The organism is Pseudomonas mandelii, from assembly GCF_006438925.1.
GTDB lineage: Bacteria > Pseudomonadota > Gammaproteobacteria > Pseudomonadales > Pseudomonadaceae > Aquipseudomonas > Aquipseudomonas mandelii_C.
In genome coordinates this window covers 715771-734445 of the sequence record NZ_RCZA01000001.1, presented here as the reverse complement: position 1 = coordinate 734445, position 18675 = coordinate 715771, and the positions used below count along the sequence as shown (strand labels likewise).

Here is an 18675-nt window from a genome sequence, read left to right as displayed (position 1 = left end):
GAGACAGCTCACAAGTTGTACTGCTTGCGTTTTCGGTACAACGTCGAGGCATCGATACCCAGGGTCTTGGCGGCCTGGTCCAGCGTATCTGCAGTGGCGAGGACCGCTCCGATGTGGGCTTTTTCCAATTCATCCAGACTCAGCGCAGCGCCGATGCGAGGAGCGTTGTTGACCGGGGTTTCAGCCATGCCCAAGTGACTGATCTCGACCCGTTCCTGTGGACAAATGATGCTTGCCCGCTCCACAACGTTGCGCAGTTCGCGAATGTTCCCCGGCCAGCGGTAGCCGAGCAGCGCTTCACGGGCTTCGTCGCTGAAGCCCCGGGCCGGACGCGCGTATTCCTTGACGAAACGGGCCAGAAAGCGATCGGCCAGGGTCAGAATATCTTCCCTGCGTTCGCGCAGTGGTGGCAGGTGCAGGGTGATCACGTTCAGGCGGTAAAGCAAATCTTCACGGAAACGGCCGTCGCGCACCATGTCTTCGAGGTTCTGGTTAGTGGCCGCGAGGATGCGCACATCGGCGCGGCGGGTGACCGGATCGCCCACCCGTTCGTATTCTTTGTCCTGGATGAAACGCAGCAGTTTAGGTTGCAAAACCAACGGAAAATCGCCGATCTCGTCAAGAAACAGCGTCCCACCGTCGGCCTGATTGACACGACCCAGAGTACTTTCGCTGGCCCCGGTGAACGCGCCACGGCTGTGGCCGAAGAGCTCGCTTTCCATGAGTTCGGCGGTCAGGGACGGGCAGTTGATCGTGATGCAGGATTTCTTCGCGCGCTTGCTCCAGCCGTGAATGGCTTGGGACAGTTCGCCTTTACCGGTACCGGACTCGCCGAGAATCAAAATATTGGCATCGGTACTGGCCACCTGGCGGGCGGTTTCGAGCACCACTTTCATCGCCGGGCTGTGAGAGTCCAGGCCATCCTTGGGTTTGCGCACTTCGCCTTCAAGGGCTTCCAGACGTGCCGACAGTTGCCGCACTTCCAGCTGCTTGGCGGTGGCCAGGCGTAATTGGTCGGGGCTGCAAGGCTTGACCAGATAGTCGGCGGCCCCGGCCTGAATGGCATCGACCGCCGTGTCGACGGCCGAATGAGCGGTGACGATCACCACCCTCATCCACGGCGCCTGAATGCGCATTTGGGCCAGCACATCGAGGCCATTGTCTTCACCCAGACGCAGGTCGAGGAAGCACAAGTCGAAGACTTGACGCTGAAGCAGTGCATCAGCCTGAGCGGCGCTGTTGGCGGTAGCGACGCTGTAGCCTTCATCTTCGAGGCAATAACGGAATGTACGCAGGATGGCGGACTCATCGTCCACCAGCAGAATGCGGCCTTGATGCTCAGTGGCTGACTCCATTTTCCTACGCTCCTTAATGAATGATCTTGGTTAGTCCCGGAATAATCGGGCAAGTTGCATGGTTGATTCTGGTCGATTCCTGCCACAGCAGCGTAACTCTCTCCTCACCCTACGGCTAATCGCCTGATTTTGTTGTTTTTTTATCAGATAGCCGGTTCGCCGGCGATTGCCGCTGTCCCCTTGTGACATCCACGCCCTCCTCGCAATTCAAAAATATTGAAAGTTCCAACGAACCCATCGTGCATTACGCACGACTTCAAAAGGACCATCGTGCAGGATGCGTCCGATCCATTTTCCACATCATTCATAACTAATTGATTTTATTGATTTTTATTATCTTTAAAAGCTGGCATGCAGGCTGCAATGGTCTGATTAACCGGGGCATTCAAAGACGTCGCCCTAACAAGATCACCACAGAGTGGGAGGAGCTTCAGGATGAGTCGCCAACGTGCCGCCCAGTTGCGTATCTCGCCACTGCATCTCCAGCAAGGTCTGTTTGCTGTTCTGGCGCTATTGATCACCTTGATCGCCGGCCAGCAGTTTCAGCGTTGGGAGCAGAACCAGCAGCAAGAAGCGCCACGCTTGTCGATTCAGCACCCGACCCAAACCCATTTCAGCGCGGCCAGCAGTAACCAGGCTGACAGCCCCCCAATGCGAATGCTGGACGTCGACCAGGCTCAGCCTGCCGATCAGATGCCTCGCCAGGAACGTTGGGTGTTCTAAACACATGAACTTGGCGCGTTCCCTGCGCCGGGAAAAGCACCACAAGCAACATCTCTAAATAGAAGCGTAAGGAGAATCACCATGTTGAGCTGGGCAATCACATTCTTGATCATTGCCATCATCGCTGCGGTACTGGGCTTCGGTGGTATCGCGGGCACCGCCACGGGTATCGCCAAGATTCTCTTTGTCGTGTTCCTGGTGATGTTCATTGCTTCCTTCTTCTTTGGCCGTCGCGGTCGAGGGTGAATATGAGCGTTTTGTTAAAGACACTGGCAGCCGCCCTGCTTCTGGGCGGTAGTGCCATGGCAACAGCGGCCAATGACGGCCAGGCGCGGGTCAATGAGTTGCTAAGTGCAGACCCGCAGTACCGTGAAACCTGGCAAGGCGTGGTGAAGAAGGAAGAACGCCTGCCGGAATGGGTCATGAACCTGTCCGGCGACGCCGAGCAAATGAATGCCGTTGAAGAGGATGGCGAAAAGTATCTGGTTGGGCCGCTCTGCGAATCGCAGGCGACATGCCTCAACAAGCGCTTGATCGTTGCCGTCAGCTTCAACAAGAAGGAAGCCTACGCCATGCTGGTCGAAGTGCCTGCGGGGCTGCCGGCCGACAAGTCGCCCACGCGGCATGCCGACTACCGCTTTCTGGGAAAGCCGGACCAGGGTATGCAGGATTTGTTGATGGAACAGCTGAAGAAAGACCCACACTGGTACTGAATTCGTAACATGAAAGAAGCAGCATGGCTTCTTTCCACTGCGCTGCCCGAGGAAGGTAGACGCATGATCAAGGGGCCGGGACGTTCTGCCTGTTTCAGGGGCGGAGTGACCTACGGGTACAGGGGAGTGCCTGCGCAAGGGCCGGGTCAGGCAGAAGCTGCGACGTAAGTTCGCCGGTCACTCATGGATCGACGGACTTGCGAAGAGCTTCCTCAGCGCAAAGTGTTGTCCTAGAGCGTTCTGCTCGCCTGCTCCGTTAATCCCTCGCAAAACCATTTCGTAGTGTTTCTTTGGTGACCGTATATCGAGAAAACTGCGACTCAAAGACCGAGAATTTTCGCGCTTAAACGTAGGCTTTTTCCCAAGTTCTAGCCCTCATTCCCTTGCTCAAAAAACAACCAACCTCCTCTACGATGGCCGGTTCACGGCACTTATGCCTGCCGAAATGTCGTATTCGAACCGGTTGGGACGCGGGTTTCAGTTAAAAAAGCTCATGCCGATTCGGCATAGGGTAGGCGTTTACGGCATTAGACGTCGCTTCCTTGCATCTGAATAGTTGCGCCTTTTTTCGCCTGCCAGAGAGCCGATAACAAGCGCTCCGGGGCACCTTATACGGGGGCAGATGCACAAGACTTTTTCGCCACAAGCGTTCCAGTTCTTGCATCTGCCTGAGTCAAACGCAAGTAAGGGTAAAGATATGAAGAAGGCAAAGCTTAGCCTCGCCTGGCAGATCCTCATCGGTCTGGTATTGGGGATTGCAATCGGTGCGCTGCTCAACCATTTCAGTGCCGAAAAAGCCTGGTGGGTCAGCAACGTCCTGCAACCAGCAGGCGATATCTTTATCCGTCTGATCAAGATGATTGTGATCCCGATCGTGATCTCATCCTTGATCGTCGGTATTGCAGGCGTCGGCGACGCGAAGAAGCTCGGGCGTATCGGTCTGAAGACCATCCTCTACTTCGAGATCGTTACCACCATCGCCATCGTGGTCGGTCTGGTGTTGGCCAACGTGTTCCATCCGGGCACCGGCATCGACATGAGCACCCTGGGTACCGTGGATATTTCCAAGTACCAGGCCACTGCCGCCGAGGTTCAGCATGAACATGCGTTCATCCAGACCATCCTTAACCTGATCCCGTCGAACATCTTCGCGGCCATGGCCCGCGGCGAGATGCTGCCGATCATCTTCTTCTCCGTATTGTTCGGCCTCGGTCTGTCGAGCCTGCAATCGGACCTGCGCGAGCCGCTGGTGAAGATGTTCCAGGGCGTGTCGGAAAGCATGTTCAAGGTCACTCACATGATCATGAACTACGCCCCGATCGGCGTTTTCGCACTGATCGCGGTGACCGTGGCCAACTTCGGCTTCGCCTCCCTGCTGCCACTGGCGAAACTGGTGATCCTGGTTTACTTCGCCATCGCCTTCTTCGCCTTCGTGGTGCTGGGCCTGATCGCTCGCCTGTTCGGCTTCTCGGTGATCAAGCTGATGCGCATCTTCAAGGATGAGCTGGTGCTGGCCTACTCCACCGCCAGTTCCGAAACCGTGCTGCCGCGCGTGATCGAGAAAATGGAAGCCTACGGCGCACCGAAAGCCATTTGCAGCTTCGTGGTACCGACCGGTTATTCGTTCAACCTCGACGGCTCGACCCTGTACCAGAGCATTGCGGCCATCTTCATTGCCCAGCTCTACGGCATCGACCTGTCGATCAGCCAGCAATTGCTGCTGGTGCTGACCCTGATGGTCACCTCCAAAGGCATCGCCGGCGTACCGGGTGTGTCCTTTGTGGTGCTGCTGGCCACCCTGGGCAGCGTGGGTATTCCGCTCGAAGGCCTGGCGTTCATCGCCGGTGTCGACCGCATCATGGACATGGCCCGTACCGCACTGAACGTGATCGGTAATGCCTTGGCCGTGCTGGTCATCTCCCGTTGGGAAGGCATGTACGACGACGCCAAGGGCCAGCGCTACTGGAACTCCTTGCCGCACTGGCGCAGCAAGGAAAAATTGCCGTCTGGCGAGGTTTCCAGCAACTGATGCAACCCTCCTGTGGGAGCGGGCTTGCTCGCGAAAGCGGTGGATCAGTCAATAGAGATGTTGAATGTTCCGGCCTCTTTGCGAGCAAGCCCGCTCCCACATTGGATTGCGTACAACGCCTCAAACAAACCCCGGAGAAATCCGGGGTTTGTCGTTTCTGGCTACCCCGCTATCATTCGCCGCATTCTTCGGGGGATTTGACTGATGCTCAATGGCCTTTGGCTTGGCTTCTTCATCGTGGCTGCCGTTTCGGCACTGGCGCAATGGTTGATCGGCGGTAACGCCGGGATCTTCGCGGCGATGGTGGAAAGCATTTTCGCCATGGCCAAGTTGTCGGTCGAAGTCATGGTCCTGCTGTTCGGCACCCTGACGCTCTGGCTGGGCTTTCTGCGGATTGCCGAGAAGGCCGGGATCGTCGAGTGGCTGGCCAAAGCGCTGGGCCCGTTGTTCCTGCGCCTGATGCCGGAAGTGCCGGCCGGTCACCCCGCCATCGGCCTGATCACGCTCAACTTTGCCGCCAACGGCCTGGGCCTGGACAACGCCGCCACGCCAATCGGCCTCAAAGCCATGAAGGCGCTGCAAGAACTCAACCCGAGCACCACAATCGCCAGCAACGCGCAGATTCTGTTCCTGGTGCTCAACGCCTCCTCCCTGACCCTGCTGCCGGTGACCATCTTCATGTACCGCGCCCAGCAGGGTGCGCCCGATCCGACCCTGGTGTTCCTGCCAATCCTGCTCGCCACCAGTTGCTCTACATTGGTCGGCCTGCTGTCGGTGGCGTTCATGCAGCGTCTGCGCCTGTGGGACCCGGTGGTGCTTGCGTACCTGATTCCCGGTGCCTTGGCCCTCGGTGCCTTCATGGCGCTGCTGGCGACGCTCTCAGCGACCGCTCTGGCCAGCCTGTCATCGATCCTCGGCAACGTGACGCTGTTTGGGCTGATCATGTTGTTTCTGGTGATTGGCGCGCTGCGCAAAGTGAAGGTGTACGAAGCGTTCGTCGAAGGCGCCAAAGAAGGCTTCGACGTGGCCAAGAACCTGCTGCCGTATCTGGTGGCGATGCTGTGTGCCGTCGGCGTGCTGCGAGCATCCGGAGCGCTGGACTTTGGCCTGGACGGGATTCGGCATCTGGTGGAATGGGCCGGTTGGGACACGCGCTTCGTCGATGCGCTGCCGACCGCCATGGTCAAGCCGTTCTCCGGCAGTGCTGCCCGGGCGATGCTGATCGAAACCATGAAAACATCTGGCGTGGACAGCTTCCCGGCGCTGGTGGCGGCGACGGTTCAGGGCAGTACTGAAACGACCTTCTATGTATTGGCGGTGTATTTCGGCGCGGTGGGGATCCAGCGGGCGCGGCATGCGGTGGGGTGTGCGTTGCTGGCGGAGCTTGCCGGCGTCCTCGGCGCGATCGGCGTTTGCTACTGGTTCTTTGGGTGAATCAAAAGATCGCAGCCTTCGGCAGCTCCTACAGGTGTACGCAAATCCACTATAGGAGCTGCCGAAGGCTGCGATCTTGGCGATTTCAGGGTTTTACCGGAGCAACCTTCTGCCCTTGCTCCACCGCCCAAGCCACCACCTGCGCCGTCAACTGGTCACTGGCCTGACCAAACCCAACCACCACCGCCGGCACCTTCACATCGCTCAATGGCTGGCGCACCTCAAAGCGTCGGCTGGCGAGGATTCGCTGGTCATAACCGCGCACCAGCAACGCATCCAGACGCACGACGACGCTCGCGTTCGTTCCTTGGTACTCAGTCTGGAATGCCTGCAGGCTACCGCCCAGTTCAAGATCCGCCTGGAAGTTGCTGTCGTCGGTGCTCAGCAATGTCACCCGACCATCACGCTGGAAACCATCCAACAGACGATTGCGCAGCAACACCGGTGCCGGGTCGCTCCAGCGCGAAGCCTTGTAGCTGCTGATCAGATCACCCTGAGGGATCACGGCGATCTTCGGGCTGTTCAAGACCTCGCTGGTCTGCGGCTTGGTCAGGCGCAACGACCAGCGCTGCGGCGTCCCGTGACTGGCCGATGCGCTGCTCTGGGCCGAAGGCAACCGATAGACATCGGACGGCTCGGACTTGGGCAGGATCGAGCAAGCGCCGAGCACAATGAAGCTGGCGAGGAGGGCGAGGTGAGCCAGCTTCATGGCGTGAACTCCTTGTTCTTGTCATTGCCCAGCAAATAACCGGTGGGGTTGGCTTCCAGACGCTGGGAAATAGCCCGCAACGACGTCAGGGTGTCGCGCAGTTCACGCACCGCCGGGGCCAGGCCATTGAGGCCTTGCATGCCGCTGTTGAGCGAGTCCTGATTGGTCGTGAGCAGCTTGTTGATGGTCGCGCTGCTCGACTCCAGCGACTTCATCGCCTGCTCGGCACTGCCGAACATCTGCTTGCCTTGATCGTTGAGCATGCCATTAGCGTTGCGCATCAGCGCCGACGTCTGTTCCAGCATGGCGCCGGCCTGTTTGCCGACCGAGGCCAGTTGCTGCATCGCCTGGCGAATATCGCCGCGCTGGTCGGCGATGGTGCCGGTGGTTTGTTCCAGATGTTCAAGGGTCTTGCTGATGCGCTCGACGTTCTGCGAAGAAAACATCTGATTGGCGTTGAGCATCAGCATGTTCACACCGGCCACCAGGTCGCCGCTGTCATTCAGCAAACGGGCGATGGGCGAGGGCGATGCAATGATCGTCGGTAAATTACCGTCCTTGCCCTTGAGCTTCGGACTCTGCGGCGTACCCCCGCTGAGCTGGATGATCGACGTCCCGGTGATCCCGGTCAGCGCCAATATGGCCCGGGTGTCTTCCTTGATCGGTGTCTCGCCGCCCAGGCGGATCCGCGCCAGCACCCGGCGCGGGTCTTTCGGGTCCAGACGCAGGGTCACCACGTCGCCGACCTTGATCCCGCTGTACTGCACGGCGCTGCCCTTGGACAGGCCGCTGACGGCCTCGTTGAAGACGATTTCGTAGTCCTTGAACTCGGTGTCGACGCTGGACTTGGCCAGCCACAAGCCGAAGAGCAGGGCGCCCGCCACCACAATCACGGTGAACAGGCCGATCAATACATGATGGGCTCGGGTTTCCATGTCAGACCTCCTTAAGCTGTTGAGCGGCGGTCAGCGCCGCGCGGCCGCGAGGGCCATGGAAGTATTCGTGAATCCACGCGTCATCGGTTTCCGAGACTTTTTCGATGGCATCCGCCACCAGCACTTTCTTCTGCGCCAGCACCGCCACCCGGTCGGTGATGGTGTAGAGCGTGTCGAGGTCGTGGGTGACCAGAAAAACACTCAGGCCCAATGCATCGCGCAGGGTCAGGATCAATTGATCGAACGCGGCCGCACCAATCGGATCGAGCCCGGCGGTGGGTTCGTCGAGAAACAGGATGTCCGGGTCCAGTGCCAGCGCGCGGGCCAGTGCCGCACGCTTGATCATCCCGCCGGACAGCGAAGCGGGGTACTTGTCGGCCGCCGACAGCGGCAGCCCGGCCAAGGCCATTTTCACTGCCGCCAGGTGCTCGGCGTCCTCTCGGCTCAAACCGGCATGCTCGATCAGGGGCAGGGCGACGTTCTCGGTCACGGTCAGCGAAGAGAACAGGGCGCCTTTCTGGAACAGCACGCCGAAGCGCCGTTCGACCATCGAGCGCTCGTGTTCGGACAGCGTCGGCAGGTTTTTGCCGAAGACCTTCACTACACCTTCGCTGGGCTGACGCAGCCCGACGATGCTGCGCAACAGCACCGATTTACCGCTGCCGGAACCGCCGACCACAGCCAGGATTTCGCCCTTGTACAAATCCAGATCAAGGTTCTCATGCACGCTCTGGTGACCGAAGCGGTTGCACAGACCGCGGACTTCGATCACCGCCTCGGAGGGCGCTCGGGGTAGACGATTCACCAGCCCATCTCCATGAAAAACAGCGCGGCCACGGCGTCGAGTACGATCACCACGAAAATAGACTGGACCACGCTCGACGTGGTGTGCGCGCCGACGGACTCGGCGCTGCCGCTGACTTTGAAGCCTTCGAGACAGCCAATGGCAGCGATCAGGAACGCGAAGATCGGCGCTTTGACGATCCCCACCAGAAAATGCTGAACGCCGATGTCCGATTGCAGCAGCGACAGGAACATCGCCGGCGAGATATCCAGCGACACAGCGCAGACTACGCCGCCGCCGACAATCCCCGAAAGCATCGCCAGAAAGGTCAACATCGGCAGCGCGACCAGCAGGGCCAAGACGCGCGGCACCACCAGCAACTCTATCGGGTCGAGGCCCAAGGTGCGGATGGCGTCGATTTCTTCGTTGGCTTTCATCGAACCGATCTGCGCGGTAAACGCACTGGCGGTGCGGCCGGCCATCAGGATCGCGGTCAGCAACACACCGAATTCGCGCAGGAAGGAGAATGCCACCAGGTCCACGGTAAAAATACTCGCGCCAAAACTCGCCAACACCGTCGCCCCGAGAAACGCCACCACGGCGCCCACCAAAAAGGTCAGCAGGGCAACGATGGGCGCGGCGTCGAGGCCGGTCTGCTCGATGTGCGCCACCATCGGTGTAATCCGCCAGCGCGCGGGGCGAAACAGATTGCGGGCGATGGTTTCCAGAATCAGGCCGACGAAACCCAGCAGTTGCAGGGTGTCCTGCCAGACCGCGTCGACCGCCCGGCCGATGCGGGTCAACAGTTGAACGCTGACGCTGATTTCCGGCTCCTTGATCGGCACGCAGAAGTCGGTCAGCGAGCAATAAACAGTCTGCAACAAGGCACGGTCGGCCGAGGACAGCGTGCAATCGGGGTGTTCGGCGGATCGGCCCAAACGCTCGGAACCGAGCAACTCCACCAGCAGCGACGCACCGGCGGTGTCGAGCGCGCCGAGGCCGTTGAGGTCGATGTGAGTGCTGTCGTCGTATTGGCCGTGGAGCTTTTCGCACAGGTGCTTGAGATCGGCGTAATGGGCAAGCGTCCAGTCACCCGTGACCCGCAACTGAGCAGGGGAGTGAGAGGTGTCCAGTCGGGCACTGCCGGCCATTGTGCTGCTGCTCATAAGCTCCGTGCTTGTTCGGCTATTTCGCAGAGCTACGTAATAGCATGAACCGCATTACTTTTCTTTGGTCGGTGTGCTGTCCGTAATGGTGAAGCGCAACACACCGATAACCTGGCCATCTTCGGTCAGCACCCGAACTTGCCACTTACCCGCGGGGTTACCGGGGAAATTCTGCTTGTGGGTCCAGGCCCGATAGCCTTCCTTGCGCCCACCATGGATGTCCAGGGGGATGCGGTCGACCTCTTTGCCGTTGAACTGCCACACGTGGTAGATCCTCTCATCCAGACCGCGCGGGGCGTTGATCGCGGTGTAGGCGTACAGCCCGTCACCACGGATCTGGTCGGCGCTGACTTCTTCCAGACTCTTGCCAGGTGTGCGGTCCTGCATTTGCGTGCTGATGGCCACGTCGGTCATCCACAGCGTCGCCGGCGGAACCCACGAACGCAGCACCCAGCCAACGCCACCGATACCCACGGTGATGCTCAGAATCGCCAGCGCGTTGCGCACGGTACGAATCGGGAAGATCGACGCCAGGCTCGGGAACGACAGCACGACGGCGGTGCCCAGGGCCAGTTTGAAACTCTGTGCGGTGGTCAGGTGCAGGATGACGGGCAGGGCGGTCAGCAGCGCAGCGAACAGCGTCAAGGTATGCAGCGCCAGGAACGCCCAGCGCCGGGGGGCCAGCCATTTGTAGTAGAGCGGGTCGATGATGGAAATCAGCGCCGCCATGCTCAGCAACCCGGTGAAGAACAACTGGCCACTGTTCCAGGTGGTGGTGATGAAAAAGAACGGCAGGACGAAGAACAGGCTTTCCTGGTGGATCATCTGCGTGGCGTAGCGCAGCAGAGGCTGGGGTATTTCGCGCTTGAAGATCCTGGTGAACAGCTTGGTGAGACTGTTTTCCAGCATCAGCCAGATCCAGCTGACCAGCATGATGGTGGTGATCCAGGTCGCCAGACCTTGCTGGCGATCCACCAGAATGAAACTGCCGACCCCGGAAATGAAGCCACCGAGCGCAATGACCCCTGGGTAGCGCTTCATCAGTTCCAGGATGCGCTGGACGTATAGGGTCAGAGTAGGCATTCGGCGGTTCGCAATAGTCGTGGGAAAAATCCCCGACAGGGTAACCGCCGAGAGGGCGGCGTGGCGAGGGGCTGCGGTCCGATCACAAATCCTTGTAGCAGCTGGCGCAGCCTGCGTTCGGCTGCGCAGCAGTCGTAAAACCATTCAACGCGGCCCATCAGGTATATCTGACATAACGGGTTTGCGACTGCTGCGCAGCCGAACGCAGCCTTCGCCAGCTGCTACACGGTTCGCGGTGCTCTGAGGTACACACGCCAACCCATCAGCATCAACACGATGAGCCCCAGCACCCCGGCAATCGCCCACATAAACTGATCATCACTGATCAACGGCTTTTCGATCCGCAGGTAGCCCGGCTGCATCAGCAACTCACGCATGGCCTTGTTTGCTTCCTCCAGCGTCACCCCTTGCAGTTCCTTGGCCGGGTTGGCGAAACGGCCGTCCTCGTAGTCCCCAAGGGCGCTCCAGTAATAATCGGCCAACGCGCTGTTGCCTTGCACGGCCCAGGCCTGGCGGGCAATGGCGGCCTGCTTGAGGCGGTTGAAGGTGTTGGCATTGAGGCCGTCCCTGAGCAACCCGGCCTTCAGATCATCCAGCACCTGTTCGGCCTGGGGTACGTCGTCGCGGTCAAGGTCGGCGTTCAGACTCATGAAGCCCACGCCGCCAAACACCTCACGCTCGGCCGAAGGCCCGTAGGACAAGCTATGGGTCAGGCGCAACTGGCGGTAGAGCGCCCAGTCCAGATAGTCCTTGAGCAAGTCGAAGGTTTCGTCGTGCTGATCCTCTTGCACCGGCTCTGGCACCAGCCAATGCAATTTCGCACTGCCGCCGACCAAACCGTGACTCAGGGTGCGCTCATGGGCAGCACTGGCCTGGATCGCCGGCAGGGCCGGGTGATCGGTCGGGTCGACCGCTTCAAGCGCGCCATAAGACCGTTCCAGATAGGCCGGCAGCAACCGCTCAAGGTCGCCGACGACGATCAGGGTCATGTTGTTGGCTGCGTACCAGGCCTTGCGTACCTTTTCCACCTGATCGCGGGTCAGGTGATCGACTTCAGGCCGTTCGGGGCATTTGAGGCCCAGTTCCACCGCCAGCTGATTACTCGCCGTGTGGCCAAGATCCTGGCGATCCAGCCAGCGTTGCAGGTGCGAGTAATGGCCGCCGTCTTCGCGCTCGACCACTTGTTTGGCGGCGTTGATGGCGTTGTCGTCGATTCGGGTCTGGGTCAGCAGCGCCAGCAGCAGGTCGAGGACTTTGCGCTGGTTTTTCGCCGGGGCTTCGATGACGAACGTCGTGTCGGCATTGTTGGTGTAGGCGTTCCACTCGCCACCCAGGGCCTGCATGCGTTCTTCCAGCCCGCCTTCGCCCGTGGCGTCGATGCCGCTGAACAGCAAGTGCTCAAGCAGGTGCGGCAGCTCTTTGTCGGCGCAGCTGAAATCATCGATGCCGACGCCGACCACCAGACGAATCGCCACATGCCCGCGCTCGGTGCCGGGTTTGAGCATTAATTGCAGGCCGTTGGGCAGCGTATAGCCCTCGACCTGAAAGCGATCCAGGGCAAATGAAGGGAATGAGCCAAGCAACAGACAGGCGAACAACAAACAACGCATAGCAAGCTTCCAGGCAACCAATCGGAGATCCGTGTCATCAGCCAGGCCGCCTTCGCGAGCAGGCTCGCTCCCACAGGTGATCTGAGTCGGACACAATTTCCGAGTACACCGAAGATCCACTGCGGGAGCGAGCCTGCTCGCGAAGGCGGCCTTCATGCTGAATCAATGTTACTGACTGACCACTCTGCCAGACGTTCAAGGTGAATGCGTGATGTCAGCCAAATCGTCGGCCGCCAGGGCGCCGGTGTCGGAAGTTTCCAGCACCACATAGGCGCTGCTGCAAAACAGCGAATTCAGACGCTTCATGTCGGCAATCAACTCAAGGTGCAACGAGCTGGTCTCGATACTCTGCACGATCTTACGTTGCAATCGGCTGACGTGAGCATGGGCCAAGCGGCGTTCCTGTGCGCGAAAGCGACGTTTCTCACGCAATAACTGGCGGGCACTTTCCTTATCGGCACTGAGGAACACCGACAACCCCAGGCGCAGGTTGGAGATCAACTGACTGTGCAGCCCCGCCAACTCTTCCAGGCCGACCTCGGAAAAAGACCGGCGCTGCGAGGTTTTCTGCTGCTGAACCTTGCGCAGCATACGTTCGATGAGGTCGCTGGCGAGCTTAAGGTTGATCGCCAGCTCGATGATTTCCGCCCAGCGCCGGCTGTCCTGCTCGCTGAGGTCTTCACGGGGCATTTGCGCCAGATACAGCTTGATCGCACCGTAGAGCGATTCCACATCATCGGTCAGGCGCCGCATTTCCTGGGTAATGGCGGTTTGCTTGCCGTTCAGCACGTCGAGCATGGCCTCGAGCATGTTGTCGATCAGGTCGCCGATGCGCAGGGTTTCCCGGGCGGCATTGGCCAGCGCCAGGCTGGGCGTGACCAGCGCTGTTGGATCAAGATGCCGCGGTTTGGCAGTGCCGTTGATTTCCGGCCGCTCCGGCAACAGCCACGCGCACAGCTTGGCCATCGGCCCGACACTGGGCAGCAAGATCAGGCAGCGCGCGGTGTTGTAGAGCAGGTGAAAGCCGATGACCATTTCCTGAGGGCTGAAGTCCAGGCTGTCGATCCAGTGCACCAACGGGTCGAGTACCGGGATGATCAGCAACAGGCCGATCAGTTTGTAGAGCAGGCTGCCCAACGCCACCTGGCGACCGGCGGCGTTCTGCATGCTGGTGCTGAGGAAGGCAAGGATGCCGCTGCCGATGTTGGCGCCGATCACCAGACCGATGGCCACGGGCAGGCTGATCACTGCGGCACCGGCCAGGGTCGCGGTCAGCAGGACGGCGGCCAGGCTGGAGTAGGAAACCATTGCGAACAACGCACCGACCAGGGCATCCAGCAGGATGTCGCCGGTCAGCGAGGCGAAAATAACCTTCACGCCTTGGGCCTGGGTGATCGGCGCGGCGGATTCGACGATCAGTTGCAGCGCCAGGATGATCAGCCCTAGGCCAATGCCGACCCGGCCCATTTGTCCGACCCGGGTCTGTTTGCGCGACAGGAAGAAAATCACCCCAAGAAAGATCAGCAGCGGCGACAACCATGACAGGTCGAAGGTCAGCACCCGCGCCATCAGTGCGGTACCGACGTCGGCCCCGAGCATGGTCGCCAGGGCCGGGGTCAGCGCCATCAGGCCCTGACCGACAAAGGAGGTGACGAGCATCGCGGTGGCGTTGCTGCTCTGGACCATCGCCGTTACGACGATCCCCGAGACGAATGCCAGCCAACGCTTGGACATGTTCCGGCCAATCACATGGCGCAGGTTGGAACCGTAGACCCGCAATATGCCGGTTCGGACGATGTGCGTGCCCCAAATCAACAAGGCCACGGCAGATAACAAATTGAGCAGGGTGAGCATGCAGGCCCCCTGTGGTGGTAGCGCCCCAAAGGGGCAAGTTGACGGTGCCGCGCGTTCTTCTACGTTCTGTACTTAAGCTGTAGTTGGCTAACGGTCTGCGCGCCAGCATCGCACAGCTAAAGAAGCGATTGAAACAAAACTGTCATGAAAACAGGTTCATGCGTCAATGAAAAAGGGGCCCATAGATCTCAGCCCCTCAGTTGAAAGGTTACGCGAACATAACCTGTGGCGAGGGAGCTTGCTCCCGCTGGGCTGCGCAGCAGCCCCATTGAGGGAGAGTTCAATCACTGAAGTGATCCTCGCCCAGTCCTACGTCGATCAGATACTTGGCTGTCTCGGAGTTTCGTTCGTCGCAGCGGGCATAGCATTTGATGTGAAGGATCAAGCTGTACTTGTGCGGAATCAACAGGATGACACCGTCCAGTTGATCAAAGAGTTTGGCTTGAAGCTGCACCTTGTCCTCTTGGGTTTCTATTTTTAGCCAGTCGTTACCTTCCACAGGCTCTGGAGTCCACCCGACTTGTTTGAACTTTTGTTGTAATTCCTCAAGAAGTTTTACCGCTTGCTCGAACGGCAAGGTTTCCAGCATCGGCGACGTAGTCAGGGTGATCGCTTTGAATTCGGACCACCCAATCGCACCGAACTTTGTGGCAGGCAACGTGAATCCATGTTGCTTGTCATCAAAAGTAATTATTACTGGCGTGCTAATCCAGGTGGAGCTCGGGTGAGGTGGTTCACCGGGATAGATGGCGGTTTCGCCCTTTACAGGAAATGTCGAATCGCGCACCACATCGTCGTAACTTTTTCCGATGTGAAAGGAAAGTTGCTCCGGTCCACGGCTGAAAAAAAAAGCCACGGTGATTGTCACCAACGCAACGGCAGCAAAAAGTAAGTAGGTATTTCGCTTGTGCCTCACTTGATACCACCGCCGCTCGCAATGTCAGTAATTGACTGTTTTAATTTTGCTCGAGAAGCTGGCTCATTAAGCAATGTGTCAAATTGAGTGGCGGCGCGTAAGACGAACGCCATCCTTTGGTCCTTGTCGGCGAGATTCGCGAGTGGGTTACTACCGAAAGCAACTTTTTTGTTGTCAAGCGCTTTGCATTGGCTAGCAAGGGTAAGCTGGATCTCCTCGGCTGCCCCTGGCAACAATCCCGTTACAACCGAAATGACATCGCCTCCATGAGTGCCTCGCATGAGCATGGCGAAATGAGTTTCGTCGTACATTGCTGGTTGCAGGATATTTACTTGTTCATGAGTCGCCATTCGCTCGACGCTACCCTTGATGTTTCCGTTGTCGATGGCTTTGAACGTTGCGTAGATTTCCGGGGTATCTGCGCCAAACTCAACTTTCCCTGCAATCGGCCACATCACATCTTTCAGAATGCCGCGACGGCTCTTCAAGCATTTCTCCATTTCCTTATAGCCCCGCACCATAAAAAACCGATGCAGCGGATAAACATCCAGAAACAGTGAGGTGTTACCGAGGGCAAGCATTTCATACACGTAGTCCAACTGCTGCTGAACAGCGGAACGGGAGCTGTCGCCGAAGGTAATATCATCCGTAGGAAGAGGATTGGCCTCTTTGGCTTTCGCTAATTCTTTCTCAATTTCTGGATCTGTCTTACTGAGCTTGAACCCAAACCCTTCGAAAATGGTTTCCGACTTACCGGTCCGCAGTTTCTCTTGCGCAGCCTTTTGCGCCGCAATAGCCGTTTGCAATTTGGCGGCATGAATCAACCCACACCCCACCTGCTTGGAAGCAAACGCCGCCAACCCCGCCCACTGAAACCGGTTGTCCGCCAGCCACAGCTGCGCATAAGCCGCGTTGATCTTGCGGTTGCGTGCTTGCGGGTCCGCAATCAACACGCCGCCCGGCGCGACCCATTCTTCGGCTTCTTTCTGAAATCTGCGCCACAGGCAGTTACAAGTCAGCAATGGCACTTCGACGCGGGTTTTCGGGTTGGGGCCGCCGATGGTGGTTTCGCGTTTGCAGGTAGGCAGTTCGCAGGCGCTGTCCCAGAGTTTTTTCATGTCCAGGTCGTCTGGAGCGATGCATTGGCCGGTCATTTGATTCTTCCTTGAGGCTTCAGACGGTCCAGCGGACGACGGCGAGGTCGGGCTGTAAGGTGGCGACGCTTTGGGTCATGCCCAGGGCGTTGGTCTGGCCTTTGACGATGCGGCCTTCGGCGGTTTCGATTTCGTAGTCTTGTGCGGCGATCGGTTCGCCATTGCCGGCGCTGACGGCTTTGAACTCCACCAAAGGTTGACCAATGATCGGCAAGGGCGGGATGAAGGACTCAGGGGAATGAGAGCTGCCGATGATGACGTTGCCGGAGCCGCCAATCACCACACCGCCATGGCTGGTGGTGCTATCGAGAGTCATGGCATTCAGGCCGTTGATGAACACGGTTGAAGAGAATCCACCGTTCAAGGCCTGGCCGCAGGTGCATTTGTCGCTGACCCGAGCGGCGGCGAGACCGTTGAAAAAGACATCGGGTGAGCCGCTTGCGATGGGATTGGTGCCGTGCCCTGGAAGCGGGCAGGTGGTGGGGTCCGTGAGGCGTGCAGCCGGTTTTCCAGACATATGCATTCCTTGTCATTGTCGGTTGAAGCGAGCGAGGGACGCTAACCACCAGAGCTCGGTGCGTCAACCCTTGAAAAAAAACGTCGGTAAGCATTCGGTTGTTTTGATGTGATTCACGTGTTTTTGCAGCGCGTGTTTAAAGACATCCGGAGTTACTTCTCGGAGGCTACAACGCCTTGCGTCGTTGCCTACGGCTACGCCAGAATCCGCCGGCTTGTGCGCCTAGAGGCCTGTCGATAACTTGGTTCCCGTCGCTGACCATCAGTGATCGGGTTTAGTAGCCCGACCAGTCATCTCGGTTGTACAAGCGTCATCCAGTCAGGTATCCGCCTGCGCTTGATGGTGGCTGTGCATAGGGCGCCCTCGGGCGCGCCGGGTGTTTTAGGTGACTTTGCCGGTCTACTAACCTGTGCACAGCTGCCACCCTTTTGTATTAGTAGCGAAGGGGTTGCGGCCATACTGGAGAAAGTCCCTATGTTCAAAGTCACGCCCAACCCACCGGACACCGATCCGGTCCCCCACGACTTCCCGCCGCGTAAACCCAGCAGCATTTTCTTCATAGACCCCAAGGTCGATAACGAAACCTTGCTCGGGCACGCCTGCGAATCGTTGGCGTCCGCCAGCGTAATGGCCAGTGATTTCGCAGGGTTTCTGAATGGCCCACAGCGCAGCACTCTGCTCGGGATTCAGCAAAGCATCATGTTGGGGGAATTGGCGGTGAATCGAGTGCTGGATAACCTCGATCCGCCAGGGTAATCACAGAGCAAAAAAAATGTGGGAGCGAGCCTGCTCGCGATGAGGCCGTCACATTCAACATTGATGTTGACTGACAGGCCGCTATCGCGAGCAGGCTCGCTCCCACAGGTTTTATGCTGACCGGGGTTACTGACCCGGAATGTCCTTGCGCAGTTTCACCGGATCCTGCTGTTTGCGTTTTTTCGCGATCGCGGTGCGCATCTTGATGTTGATCGCTTCCACCGCCAGCGAGAACGCCATGGCGAAGTAGACGTAGCCTTTTGGCACGTGAACGTCGAAGGATTCAGCAATCAGCACAGTACCGACTATCAACAGGAACGACAGCGCCAGCATCTTCAGCGACGGGTGCTTGTCGATGAACTCGCTGATGGTGCCGGAAGCCCACATCATCACCAGCACGGCAACGATGATCGCCGCGACCATGACCGGTACGTAGGACACCATGCCCACGGCGGTGATGACCGAGTCCAGCGAGAACACGATGTCGATGATCGCGATCTGAATGATGGTGTAGAGGAAGTTGCCGCCCTTGCCGCCCGGCTCCTCATTGGTTTCGTCTTCACCTTCCAGCGCGTGGTACATCTCTTGCGAGCTCTTCCACAGCAGGAACAGACCACCGAAGAACAGGATCAGGTCACGCCCGGAAATGCCTTGGCCGAACACTTCGAACAAGTCCGCGGTAAGGCGCATGACCCAAGTGATCGACAGCAGCAACAGGATCCGCGTGACCATGGCCAGTGCCAGGCCGAAAATCCGGGTGCGCTGTTGCATGTGCTTGGGCATGCGGCTGACCAGGATCGAAATCATAATGATGTTATCGATACCCAGGACGATTTCCAGGGCGGTCAGGGTGAAGAAGGCAACCCAGATTTCAGGGTTGGTCAGCCATTCCATGTGTATTCCTTTGTGCGAGTGTTAAACCACGAAGGGCCCGGGC

Annotated in this window: 18 protein-coding genes; 6 read left to right on the top strand and 12 right to left on the bottom strand. The window is 58.7% G+C overall.

Features of this window, described 5'->3' with window-relative positions; all coding sequences use genetic code 11:
- Positions 1-8 precede the first annotated feature (8 nt).
- Positions 9-1355 (bottom strand): sigma-54-dependent response regulator transcription factor AlgB, encoded by a 1347-nt coding sequence (gene algB, locus EAH74_RS03460; RefSeq protein WP_123367426.1) that lies wholly within the window; start codon positions 1353-1355, stop codon positions 9-11.
- A 435-nt stretch (positions 1356-1790) separates the two neighbouring features.
- On the opposite strand from algB, the gene EAH74_RS03455 reads away from it, so the two are divergent.
- The 5 genes from EAH74_RS03455 to EAH74_RS03425 all read left to right on the top strand — a co-directional run bounded on the left by EAH74_RS03455 (position 1791) and on the right by EAH74_RS03425 (position 6254).
- Positions 1791-2078, top strand: coding sequence for a hypothetical protein (locus tag EAH74_RS03455; protein ID WP_140675977.1), 288 nt, complete (start codon positions 1791-1793; stop codon positions 2076-2078).
- 81 nt (positions 2079-2159) lie between these two features.
- The gene (locus EAH74_RS03450) at positions 2160-2324 is read left to right on the top strand and encodes a DUF1328 domain-containing protein (protein ID WP_003177151.1); all 165 of its coding nucleotides are present in this window, start codon (positions 2160-2162) and stop codon (positions 2322-2324) included.
- A 2-nt stretch (positions 2325-2326) separates the two neighbouring features.
- Positions 2327-2791: an inhibitor of vertebrate lysozyme family protein gene (locus tag EAH74_RS03445; RefSeq protein ID WP_140675974.1), complete on the top strand. Its 465-nt coding sequence runs from the start codon at positions 2327-2329 to the stop codon at positions 2789-2791.
- Positions 2792-3488: 697 nt separating this feature from the next.
- Complete coding sequence (gene gltP, locus EAH74_RS03435) at positions 3489-4820, top strand: glutamate/aspartate:proton symporter GltP (protein WP_140675970.1); 1332 nt, start codon at positions 3489-3491, stop codon at positions 4818-4820.
- A 204-nt stretch (positions 4821-5024) separates the two neighbouring features.
- Entirely contained in the window at positions 5025-6254 is a 1230-nt protein-coding gene (locus EAH74_RS03425; protein ID WP_123367430.1) for a nucleoside recognition domain-containing protein, read from the top strand.
- Between the two features lie 85 nt (positions 6255-6339).
- Here EAH74_RS03425 and EAH74_RS03420 read toward each other — a convergent pair whose 3' ends face one another.
- The 10 genes from EAH74_RS03420 to EAH74_RS03375 all read right to left on the bottom strand — a co-directional run bounded on the left by EAH74_RS03420 (position 6340) and on the right by EAH74_RS03375 (position 16982).
- Complete coding sequence (locus EAH74_RS03420) at positions 6340-6963, bottom strand: ABC-type transport auxiliary lipoprotein family protein (RefSeq protein ID WP_140675965.1); 624 nt, start codon at positions 6961-6963, stop codon at positions 6340-6342.
- Entirely contained in the window at positions 6960-7898 is a 939-nt protein-coding gene (locus tag EAH74_RS03415) for an MlaD family protein (protein WP_140675961.1), read from the bottom strand. The genes EAH74_RS03420 and EAH74_RS03415 overlap by 4 nt, the downstream gene beginning before the upstream one ends.
- A gap of 1 nt (position 7899) precedes the next feature.
- Positions 7900-8703 (bottom strand): ABC transporter ATP-binding protein, encoded by an 804-nt coding sequence (locus tag EAH74_RS03410; protein ID WP_140675957.1) that lies wholly within the window; start codon positions 8701-8703, stop codon positions 7900-7902.
- The gene (locus tag EAH74_RS03405; RefSeq protein WP_140675954.1) at positions 8700-9848 is read right to left on the bottom strand and encodes an ABC transporter permease; all 1149 of its coding nucleotides are present in this window, start codon (positions 9846-9848) and stop codon (positions 8700-8702) included. The genes EAH74_RS03410 and EAH74_RS03405 overlap by 4 nt, the downstream gene beginning before the upstream one ends.
- 54 nt (positions 9849-9902) lie before the next feature.
- Positions 9903-10931, bottom strand: coding sequence for a DUF5924 family protein (locus tag EAH74_RS03400; protein WP_140675950.1), 1029 nt, complete (start codon positions 10929-10931; stop codon positions 9903-9905).
- Between the two features lie 221 nt (positions 10932-11152).
- Positions 11153-12541 (bottom strand): M16 family metallopeptidase, encoded by a 1389-nt coding sequence (locus EAH74_RS03395; protein WP_140675947.1) that lies wholly within the window; start codon positions 12539-12541, stop codon positions 11153-11155.
- 195 nt (positions 12542-12736) lie between these two features.
- Complete coding sequence (locus EAH74_RS03390) at positions 12737-14395, bottom strand: Na/Pi cotransporter family protein (protein WP_140675943.1); 1659 nt, start codon at positions 14393-14395, stop codon at positions 12737-12739.
- Positions 14396-14675: 280 nt separating this feature from the next.
- Positions 14676-15311, bottom strand: coding sequence for a hypothetical protein (locus EAH74_RS03385; RefSeq protein WP_240050474.1), 636 nt, complete (start codon positions 15309-15311; stop codon positions 14676-14678).
- On the bottom strand, positions 15308-16465 hold the full coding sequence (locus EAH74_RS03380) for a DUF2515 family protein (RefSeq protein WP_140675940.1): 1158 nt from the start codon (positions 16463-16465) through the stop codon (positions 15308-15310). Before EAH74_RS03380 ends, EAH74_RS03385 begins: the two co-directional genes overlap by 4 nt.
- 19 nt (positions 16466-16484) lie before the next feature.
- Entirely contained in the window at positions 16485-16982 is a 498-nt protein-coding gene (locus EAH74_RS03375) for a PAAR domain-containing protein (RefSeq protein WP_140675937.1), read from the bottom strand.
- Between the two features lie 474 nt (positions 16983-17456).
- Between EAH74_RS03375 and EAH74_RS03370 the strand changes: the two genes are divergently transcribed.
- Positions 17457-17738: a DUF6124 family protein gene (locus tag EAH74_RS03370; RefSeq protein ID WP_140675935.1), complete on the top strand. Its 282-nt coding sequence runs from the start codon at positions 17457-17459 to the stop codon at positions 17736-17738.
- Between the two features lie 126 nt (positions 17739-17864).
- Here EAH74_RS03370 and EAH74_RS03365 read toward each other — a convergent pair whose 3' ends face one another.
- The gene (locus EAH74_RS03365; RefSeq protein ID WP_123367439.1) at positions 17865-18632 is read right to left on the bottom strand and encodes a TerC family protein; all 768 of its coding nucleotides are present in this window, start codon (positions 18630-18632) and stop codon (positions 17865-17867) included.
- Positions 18633-18675 lie beyond the last annotated feature (43 nt).

What these genes read in the sequence shown, in the direction of transcription:
- EAH74_RS03390 (WP_140675943.1), bottom strand. Translation starts at nt 14,395, where the DNA reads ATGCTCACCCTGCTCAATTTGTTATCTGCCGTGGCCTTGTTGATTTGG.
- EAH74_RS03445 (WP_140675974.1), top strand. Translation starts at nt 2,327, where the DNA reads ATGAGCGTTTTGTTAAAGACACTGGCAGCCGCCCTGCTTCTGGGCGGT.
- EAH74_RS03375 (WP_140675937.1), bottom strand. Translation starts at nt 16,982, where the DNA reads ATGTCTGGAAAACCGGCTGCACGCCTCACGGACCCCACCACCTGCCCG.
- EAH74_RS03450 (WP_003177151.1), top strand. Translation starts at nt 2,160, where the DNA reads ATGTTGAGCTGGGCAATCACATTCTTGATCATTGCCATCATCGCTGCG.
- EAH74_RS03455 (WP_140675977.1), top strand. Translation starts at nt 1,791, where the DNA reads ATGAGTCGCCAACGTGCCGCCCAGTTGCGTATCTCGCCACTGCATCTC.
- EAH74_RS03425 (WP_123367430.1), top strand. Translation starts at nt 5,025, where the DNA reads ATGCTCAATGGCCTTTGGCTTGGCTTCTTCATCGTGGCTGCCGTTTCG.
- EAH74_RS03370 (WP_140675935.1), top strand. Translation starts at nt 17,457, where the DNA reads ATGTTCAAAGTCACGCCCAACCCACCGGACACCGATCCGGTCCCCCAC.
- gltP (WP_140675970.1), top strand. Translation starts at nt 3,489, where the DNA reads ATGAAGAAGGCAAAGCTTAGCCTCGCCTGGCAGATCCTCATCGGTCTG.
- EAH74_RS03365 (WP_123367439.1), bottom strand. Translation starts at nt 18,632, where the DNA reads ATGGAATGGCTGACCAACCCTGAAATCTGGGTTGCCTTCTTCACCCTG.
- EAH74_RS03380 (WP_140675940.1), bottom strand. Translation starts at nt 16,465, where the DNA reads ATGACCGGCCAATGCATCGCTCCAGACGACCTGGACATGAAAAAACTC.
- algB (WP_123367426.1), bottom strand. Translation starts at nt 1,355, where the DNA reads ATGGAGTCAGCCACTGAGCATCAAGGCCGCATTCTGCTGGTGGACGAT.
- EAH74_RS03400 (WP_140675950.1), bottom strand. Translation starts at nt 10,931, where the DNA reads ATGCCTACTCTGACCCTATACGTCCAGCGCATCCTGGAACTGATGAAG.
- EAH74_RS03405 (WP_140675954.1), bottom strand. Translation starts at nt 9,848, where the DNA reads ATGAGCAGCAGCACAATGGCCGGCAGTGCCCGACTGGACACCTCTCAC.
- EAH74_RS03420 (WP_140675965.1), bottom strand. Translation starts at nt 6,963, where the DNA reads ATGAAGCTGGCTCACCTCGCCCTCCTCGCCAGCTTCATTGTGCTCGGC.
- EAH74_RS03415 (WP_140675961.1), bottom strand. Translation starts at nt 7,898, where the DNA reads ATGGAAACCCGAGCCCATCATGTATTGATCGGCCTGTTCACCGTGATT.
- EAH74_RS03395 (WP_140675947.1), bottom strand. Translation starts at nt 12,541, where the DNA reads ATGCGTTGTTTGTTGTTCGCCTGTCTGTTGCTTGGCTCATTCCCTTCA.